General features: G+C 56.8%; 2 pseudogenes. Both read right to left on the bottom strand.

Annotation, left to right across the window (positions count from 1 at the left end):
• Positions 1-146 (bottom strand): annotated as a pseudogene (locus tag AF337_RS45505) (ABC transporter ATP-binding protein); the annotation flags it as partial.
• Positions 147-150: 4 nt separating this feature from the next.
• Positions 151-266, bottom strand: a pseudogene (locus AF337_RS45500) (ABC transporter permease); the annotation flags it as partial.

The following is a 266-nucleotide window of genomic DNA, read 5'->3' as shown; positions in this document are numbered from 1 at the left end:
GTCAGGCTGATATCGTCGACTGCGCGGATCTCCCGCCGCACGCCGAAATAATCATTGACGTAATAACATTTAAGCCCGTCGATCGTCAGTGCATCCATGGCGTTTTCGGCAAGGGTCAAAGGCTGCGTCCTCATCAGGTTCTGCATCTCCTCAAGCTCCCATGCGGGCCAGGCGCGAGCGCGGGTCGATATATTCGTTCACCGACATGGCGAGCATGAACAGGCCAAGGAACAGGATGACGACGAAGAGCATCGGAAAGGCGACCC

This window comes from Rhizobium ecuadorense (genome assembly GCF_001187535.1).
Lineage (GTDB): Bacteria > Pseudomonadota > Alphaproteobacteria > Rhizobiales > Rhizobiaceae > Rhizobium > Rhizobium ecuadorense.
Note: the sequence above shows the minus strand (reverse complement) of the source record. Positions and strands in the feature narration are given on the sequence as shown.